Annotated in this window: 10 protein-coding genes; 5 read left to right on the top strand and 5 right to left on the bottom strand. The window is 42.9% G+C overall.

Annotation, left to right across the window (positions count from 1 at the left end):
• On the top strand, positions 1–466 hold a 466-nt coding region (locus NJ959_RS23715), incomplete at its 5' end, for a PIN domain-containing protein (RefSeq protein ID WP_254014215.1).
• Between the two features lie 199 nt (positions 467–665).
• Here the strand turns inward: NJ959_RS23715 and NJ959_RS23710 are convergent.
• Positions 666–1,217 (bottom strand): helix-turn-helix domain-containing protein, encoded by a 552-nt coding sequence (locus NJ959_RS23710; RefSeq protein WP_254014216.1) that lies wholly within the window; start codon positions 1,215–1,217, stop codon positions 666–668.
• Positions 1,218–1,514: 297 nt separating this feature from the next.
• Between NJ959_RS23710 and NJ959_RS23705 the strand changes: the two genes are divergently transcribed.
• From NJ959_RS23705 to NJ959_RS23695, 3 genes are all read left to right on the top strand, one after another.
• Positions 1,515–2,186 (top strand): hypothetical protein, encoded by a 672-nt coding sequence (locus NJ959_RS23705; protein WP_254014214.1) that lies wholly within the window; start codon positions 1,515–1,517, stop codon positions 2,184–2,186.
• Between the two features lie 320 nt (positions 2,187–2,506).
• Positions 2,507–2,737 carry a hypothetical protein gene (locus tag NJ959_RS23700; RefSeq protein WP_254014213.1) on the top strand — a complete coding sequence of 77 codons (231 nt, stop codon included), beginning with the start codon at positions 2,507–2,509 and terminating at the stop codon, positions 2,735–2,737.
• Positions 2,734–3,003: a ParE family toxin-like protein gene (locus NJ959_RS23695; protein ID WP_254014212.1), complete on the top strand. Its 270-nt coding sequence runs from the start codon at positions 2,734–2,736 to the stop codon at positions 3,001–3,003. Before NJ959_RS23700 ends, NJ959_RS23695 begins: the two co-directional genes overlap by 4 nt.
• Before the next feature lie 56 nt (positions 3,004–3,059).
• On the opposite strand, the gene NJ959_RS23690 is transcribed toward NJ959_RS23695, so the two are convergent.
• From NJ959_RS23690 to ilvA, 4 genes are all read right to left on the bottom strand, one after another.
• Positions 3,060–3,359 (bottom strand): AbrB/MazE/SpoVT family DNA-binding domain-containing protein, encoded by a 300-nt coding sequence (locus tag NJ959_RS23690; RefSeq protein ID WP_254014211.1) that lies wholly within the window; start codon positions 3,357–3,359, stop codon positions 3,060–3,062.
• Positions 3,360–3,560: 201 nt separating this feature from the next.
• The gene (locus tag NJ959_RS23685) at positions 3,561–3,956 is read right to left on the bottom strand and encodes a type II toxin-antitoxin system VapC family toxin (protein ID WP_254014210.1); all 396 of its coding nucleotides are present in this window, start codon (positions 3,954–3,956) and stop codon (positions 3,561–3,563) included.
• Positions 3,953–4,201: a hypothetical protein gene (locus NJ959_RS23680; protein WP_254014209.1), complete on the bottom strand. Its 249-nt coding sequence runs from the start codon at positions 4,199–4,201 to the stop codon at positions 3,953–3,955. Before NJ959_RS23680 ends, NJ959_RS23685 begins: the two co-directional genes overlap by 4 nt.
• 183 nt (positions 4,202–4,384) lie before the next feature.
• A complete protein-coding gene (gene ilvA / locus NJ959_RS23675) occupies positions 4,385–5,896 on the bottom strand; it encodes a threonine ammonia-lyase, biosynthetic (RefSeq protein ID WP_254014208.1) in 1,512 nt (503 codons plus the stop codon).
• A 273-nt stretch (positions 5,897–6,169) separates the two neighbouring features.
• On the opposite strand from ilvA, the gene NJ959_RS23670 reads away from it, so the two are divergent.
• On the top strand, positions 6,170–6,835 hold a 666-nt coding region (locus tag NJ959_RS23670), incomplete at its 3' end, for an AAA family ATPase (protein WP_254014207.1).

The following is a 6,835-nucleotide window of genomic DNA, read 5'->3' as shown; positions in this document are numbered from 1 at the left end:
AGACTCAAATTGTGGTCTTAAGAATCCCCGTGTCTTCAGACCGGGGAGTGTCAAACAGCATGGTGAATCTTATGTCCCTCAAGCAGTTGCCGATGAAATTCTCGCTAAAGAGGATGATGTCAGCCGTGGGCTGCAACTCATCTTTGCCGCCCAGCAACTCAACTCACAGCCGATTCAGATGATTCTCTTCGCTAACACCCTAAACCAACGGCTGGGGCGCGGTGAATCTGAAGCCATTACCCTCGCCCTGGAACTTAACGCAGACTACATCATTTTGGATGACTTTGCCGCTCGGCGAGAAGCTAGCCGATTAGGTTTGAAAGTAAAAGGAACTCTAGCAATCGCGAAAAAACTGCAACAAGATGGGCAAATTGCGATCGACAACCTAGATGATTTCTACCAACGTTTGATCCACATCGGATTTCGGGTGAAGCGATCGATCTTTGATGAAATTTTTCATCAATAATAAATATGGCAGCGGGGATTTCTCAAGAGCCGGTTGAAACCGCAGCTACACAGACAAAACCCGACGAGAGCGGGTTCTGAAACCCTGGATTTTTGTTAGTCTGCGCAGGCAGACTACCCTTCGGGAAGGCTAACGCCTACGTTTGTGTAGCCGCGATTGGAAATCGCCGAGGCTGATTGGAAGGCGTGCAAGTTATCAGTTATTGAGACGGGTGGAGATCTTGGGGGCATAGCAGATTTACTCCTCCATCCACCTGCTGAAGCTGCTCTAAAGGTAGATGTAGCGCTTCTGCAATTTGCTCGTCGCTCAAGCCAAACTGCCGTAATTTATAAATTATTTCAATATTAGCTTGATTTTTGCTTTCCTCCTGCAAGTCGGGAGTTTCCGGCTGGCTTTCATCTGGCGTAGGAGTGGAGGGATTAGAACAATTGTTAATATAGCTAATTTTGTTACTATCTTTAAAAGTATTATTATTACCAAGATTTATATTATGATTTATCTGTCTTTCTAAGACGGATTCAAGATTACTTTTCTTAACGACTTCACCAAACACCTCAGATAACATTTGCAAAAGCTCGTGACTAGACTTTTTAACGTGCTTGGCGCTATAACCATAAGTTTCTGCAACGTCAGCATATTTTTGACGATTCAGTATTCCCCCGATAATCCTCCGCTGCAAGTTATTTAGATGTTTGCCTGTCTTGGCGCAGACAGCTTCATCGACAAATTGCAATATCTGAGGACTGTCCATCGGTAGGATGGAGAAATAGGTATGGTTACTATAGCAAACTTTTTCCACCTTTTTCCACCTTTTTGGGCTTCGCATCTGAATTTTAGAAATATCCAACTTTTTCCAACTTTTTTGGCTTTACATTTTTTTGCGATCCATCTAGCATAAAGCATAAACAAGCATCTTGCCAAATTGTTTATTTATAGCTGTGTAGTTGTTAGAGCTGAAAAGGGTGTCGCCCCATAGTCTCGATCGCCAACTGTATAAGTATAATTGCTGGCAATGTTTAAGATCAAAAATACCACAAAGGAATGTCCTATGACGATCAGAGGGGTTTCACTTTTTGTATCAGCAGCATCTATGATTGCCTTCAGTGGTGGATCTGCTTTAGCGGTCACATTGATTGGGTCAACACTTAGCTATCGTGCTGAGGCACAATTATCCTCAACAAGTCAACTATTTGTAAGTTCATTTCCCGCGTCTGCGATTGTAAGTGAATCAACTGTGGAGTTCCCTAACGTCGAGAGCTTGTTTGATCCAAGTGTCGGTGTTCCTCCAGGATTTGCTAAGTCTTTTGTAAATGTTTCAATTGATGCAGGTGCAGATTACCTGGAATTCGATTATAGTAACGCGGGATTTGGGAGATTTGCAAGTGGATTCAAGAATACTGATGTGTTTACATTCAGTGCGCCCATAGCTTTGCAAATTAAAGGTGTGTCGATAAACCCACAAACCACGCTTGTGGGCTTAACACCCAATCGAGTCACTTTTGACGGAAGCGAACTCTTCGTCAATGGTCAGGGACTATTTTTCAATCCAAGTACATTTGTCCGCTTAGACTTAGATTTAGATGTTGCTGTAGCTCCTGAATCAAATCCAGTTTCAGTTCCGGAACCTAGTCCTGTATTTTCGCTGGTTGGCGCAATGTTGGCTGGAACTATTTTCAAATGTTATACCTATTTTCGGAAACCCAAACCCAAGGTGATTTGATTGTTAAGTGGGCAGCCATAAATCTCTTCCTTCACTCTAGGTAGCAGGAAATAGGAAATCTTGCATTTGCAAGCACCCACCAGATTACCTATTCGATTTAGCTCCATATCAGCTTACGATAATTTATTTGCGATGTAGTATGGGGCTAGAATGCGATCGCGCCACCAGAAAAACCAAAGTGCGATCGCCCGCAACTACCAAATCGTTCAACTTCAGGAATATCATACCGTCGCGCCACTCTTTGTGAAACTCCCCTAGAAGTTGCAATTACTACGTTGACCTGCTACCGTTAACATAGAAGCATCGTAGGAAAACAACCGATGACACTAACAGAATTACTCCCTACAATTAGACAACTGTCTACGCTCGATAAACGAGAATTAATCCGCATTCTCATGGCGGAAGAAGATATCAGTGATGAACAGGTGTGGAAGGCTCAATTTGAAGCTACAACAGACGCTCAGTGGGATAGTCTAGCTGAGATAGTACGTCAGGAAATTGCTGCTGGCGATATTATCCCTCTGGTGGATGTTTTTCCTCACTCGCCATGAAATCAAGTGTTACTAACGCATTTCGCAAGAAACTTGAGCAGCTTCCTGTATCGGTTCAAGAGCAAGCAGCCAAAGCATACGCCCTTTGGAGTTCAGATCCATATCACAACAGCCTTCAGTTTAAACGAGTTAGTCAGCGTCAACCTATTTATTCAGTTCGTGTTGGACTAAATTACCGATCTCTTGGCTTACTAGAGAACGATCGCATTTACTGGTTTTGGATTGGCGCACATACAGAGTATGATGAGTTGCTTAAACGGTTGTAGTTTCGCGATCGACATCCGGCAATTAACACGCTCTTCGTCTGCGAATATCCTACGCATCAAGACTGTTTCTCCTGCCAAATCGCCTCTCTTTCCGCTTCTAAACCCGCCAATAAATCAGTCAAACCCACATTTTCATTTTCCATAATAGTTCCAATCCGATCGATTAGCTGGGGAACTTGAGGTTGTTTGGGAGCAAGGACAATCATATTACCTATTTGGAGTAGCACCAGCATATCTCCCCGATTAACATTGAGGGAATCTTGTAATAACTGGGGAATAGTAATCGATCCTCCCTCTCCCATAATAATGGGGAATTGTTGAATCTCTAGATCCGTTTCTTGTGAAGTTATTGTCACGACTTTAACCTCAGCCTTTAGTGTTAGTTAATTTTTTTATAATCTTTACTATAGCAAATTTTGGGCATGGTATGTTTGGCGCGATAGCGAAGCGCTGCTGCAAGCAGTGATCCCCACCAGAAAAACCAAAGTGCGATCGCTCTCGCTCAAACAAGCAAGCACATCGCACTAACTAAAAAACGAAAGTGCGATCGCCCGCAACTACCAAATCGTTTCAACGTGAGGATAGCTCAGAATCTTCTCATCACAAGTAACCAACGAAATATCATACCGCCGCGCGATCGCTACTAAAATGCGATCTGCTGGATCTTTATGAAACTCTCCTGGAAGTTGTGTACTGCCAATTGCATCCAACGGATTCAGCGGCTCAATTAGTGTACCCGAATGAGTTTTTGCCATCGCGTACCACTGTGCAATTGGCAAGGGCAAAGTCAGCTTACCCAGACTCGATTTCACGGCAACTTCCCAAACTGAAATGGCAGAAACCAGTAAACCGCTTTGGCTTTCCTCAGCCTCAATCGCACGATTTGCTGCCACAGACAAATGACTCGGATCGTGTAACAGCCAAAGCCAAATATGCGTATCGAGTAAAATCATGTGCCCAGCGCATCCCATAAATCTGACATCGGCGCATCAAAATCCTCGGGAATCACCAAGGGCATCCCGCGCAGAGGATAATGCTTTTCCCCTGTAAATTCAGCACTCGAAATCTCAGCCAAATCTATCAACAAAGAAGGCTCAGAATTAGACAACCGCGTCTGACGCAAAAAACTTAATAGCACATGAAGTACATCATCTGATGCTTGCTCAATCTCATGAATTACTTCTTCCTGGAGTGTCACGATTGGGCATTTCCTTTGCTAGACTTCATTACCCATTATAATTATGCAACTATTGTTTAGTATAGCAATTTTCGTGCATTGTATCTTTTTCGCGATCGCCCTAACTAAAAAGAAGGTTCGTAGTAAAGCACTTTAGTGCTTACTGTACAGGCTTTTGGGGCACTGAAGTGCCTACTACAAACTCTACCCCAAAAACAACTTATAAGCTAAATTATTACTCTCATCCCAATACCGATAACCCAAACTATCCAAAAACGCCTCCCACTCTTTCATCTCATCAGGAGGAACCTGAATTCCCACCACAATTCGCCCATAATCAGCCCCATTATTCCGATAGTGAAATACACTAATATTCCAATTTGGACTCATACAACCCACAAATTTCATCAACGCACCTGGACGTTCCGGAAATTCAAAGCGGTAAAATAATTCGTGCTGGGCAAGAGTCGAACGTCCGCCAACCATGTGGCGCAAATGTAATTTAGTTAATTCGTCATCGGTTAAATCTAAAGTTTTAAACCCGCAACTTTCAAAAGTTTCAGCTAATTTGACAGCATCAGCCCGGTTCTGAATTTGCACGCCGATAAAAATATGGGCTTCTTTTTCATCAGCAATCCGATAACTAAATTCAGTCATATTCCGTTTGCCCAAACAGTCACAAAACTTCCGCAAACTGCCAGGTTGTTCCGGAATAGTTACCGCAAAAATTGCCTCCCGACGTTCGCCAAATTCTGCCCTTTCAGCCACAAACCGGAGGCGATCGAAATTCATATTCGCACCGCAAGCAACCGCAACTAAAGTTTCTCCGGTAATTTGTTCTCGTTCCACATAAGCTTTCGCAGCGGCGATTGCCAATGCCCCGGCAGGTTCTAAAATGGAGCGGGTATCTTCAAATACATCTTTAATTGCCGCACAAGTGGCATCAGTATCCACTAAAATAATTTCATCCACATATTCCTGACAAAGACGAAAAGTTTCTTCCCCCACTTCCCGCACTGCTACCCCATCTGCAAATAATCCCACCTGAGACAAACGCACCCGTTTCCCTGCTTTCAGGGATTGATTCATAGCATCAGCATCCACAGGTTCAACGCCAATAATTTTAATTTCCGGACGCAATCTTTTCACATACGCCCCAATTCCCGAAATCAATCCACCACCACCAATTGCCACAAAAATAGCATGGATTGGTTGCTGGTATTGGCGCAAAATTTCCATCCCAATTGTCCCCTGTCCCGCGATCACATGGGGGTCATCAAATGGATGAATAAATGTTAACCCTTTTTCCGCTTCTAATTGACGAGCAAAAGCATAAGCATCATCATAAGTATCACCATGCAATATTACCTCTCCTCCCCGTGCTTTCACCGCATCGATTTTAACTTGGGGGGTAGTAATCGGCATCACAATGATGGCTTTTGTTCCTAATTTTTTAGCACCGAGAGCAACACCTTGGGCATGATTTCCCGCAGATGCCGCAATGACACCTTGGGCTAGCAAATCTGGCGACAATTGCGCCATTTTATTGTACGCACCCCGCAATTTGAAGGAGAAGACAGACTGCATATCTTCTCGTTTGAGGAGGAGTTTGTTATTGAGACGGGTGGAGAGGTTGGGGGCGTATTCCAGGGGGGATTCTTGGGCTACATCGTAGACGCGGGCGGTGAGAATTTGTACTAGGTAATCGCAAAGCATAGGGTTATGAGGGTGATAGATGCGGGGTGTGGAGATAATTTTACTTTATTGAGGGGTTGAGATCCCCGACTTCACCAGCGGATGTAAGGAGGGGATCTTTGCTCGGGGTGCGATCGCTGTGCTAATTTGGAGGAGGAACCTTTATCTAGACAGTTAGGTTGGTTTGAGGGCAGTTCCAGTATCAGAATAAACTTATCTTTTAATTGAGAGTCGTTTGCATCTCAGCCCTACTTATCATATTACTATACTATAAGAGTTACCTTTTACAGTTTTATGAAGTTACACTCTCTGTATATAGAGAACTTTCGCGCTATTGGTAAAATCTCTTTAGATTTGACAGATTATCTTGGTCGCCCCAGACCAATCACCTTAATTGTTGGACCAAATAGCTCAGGAAAAACTTCTATTTTAGATGCAATTCATCTGGTAGTGAAAGTTTTTGAAAATCCAGGGAATCCATCCCTAAGAGATGCTTTACAGTATAACGTTCAGCAATTAGTGAGAGGCAGAGGTAATATAGCTAAAATTATATTCAACTACTCCATTGAGAAAGATGAAGCTGGGGCAATCAACGATGTTTATTCTTCACTAAATTTGCCACAACATTTTGATTTGTCAAAGGCAGATCAGCCACCTCTCAACAATCCTGTTGAAGTAGTTTGGACTTTTCCCAATTTCAACCCAAATAGTAATAGCAGATATCAGTATGAATATCCTCAGCCGAACGCTGTCAGAGTTCTAGGTGCAAGAGGACGTGCATCGCAAGCAGTAAATACAAATCTTCAATATCAAGAAATATTCAATAGAATTGGTGGTGTTTGTTATTTAGATCAAAGACGTAGTGTGAGATTATCTAATACAGTTAGATTATCTAAAAATATTAATTCTGAAGAAAATGAAGAAAATATAATCCACAGTGATATTTTATATTGGTTAAAT

Origin of the sequence: Limnofasciculus baicalensis BBK-W-15, from assembly GCF_024178385.1 — a bacterium.
In the GTDB taxonomy this organism is placed as follows: Bacteria; Cyanobacteriota; Cyanobacteriia; order Cyanobacteriales; family Coleofasciculaceae; genus Limnofasciculus; species Limnofasciculus baicalensis.
This window is presented reverse-complemented; position numbering and strand designations above follow the sequence as displayed.

Excerpts from the sequence above, each read along its gene's own strand:
- NJ959_RS23685 (WP_254014210.1), bottom strand. The coding sequence starts at position 3,956 with ATGATTTTACTCGATACGCATATTTGGCTTTGGCTGTTACACGATCCG.
- NJ959_RS23710 (WP_254014216.1), bottom strand. The coding sequence starts at position 1,217 with ATGGACAGTCCTCAGATATTGCAATTTGTCGATGAAGCTGTCTGCGCC.
- NJ959_RS23700 (WP_254014213.1), top strand. The coding sequence starts at position 2,507 with ATGACACTAACAGAATTACTCCCTACAATTAGACAACTGTCTACGCTC.
- NJ959_RS23695 (WP_254014212.1), top strand. The coding sequence starts at position 2,734 with ATGAAATCAAGTGTTACTAACGCATTTCGCAAGAAACTTGAGCAGCTT.
- ilvA (WP_254014208.1), bottom strand. The coding sequence starts at position 5,896 with ATGCTTTGCGATTACCTAGTACAAATTCTCACCGCCCGCGTCTACGAT.
- NJ959_RS23705 (WP_254014214.1), top strand. The coding sequence starts at position 1,515 with ATGACGATCAGAGGGGTTTCACTTTTTGTATCAGCAGCATCTATGATT.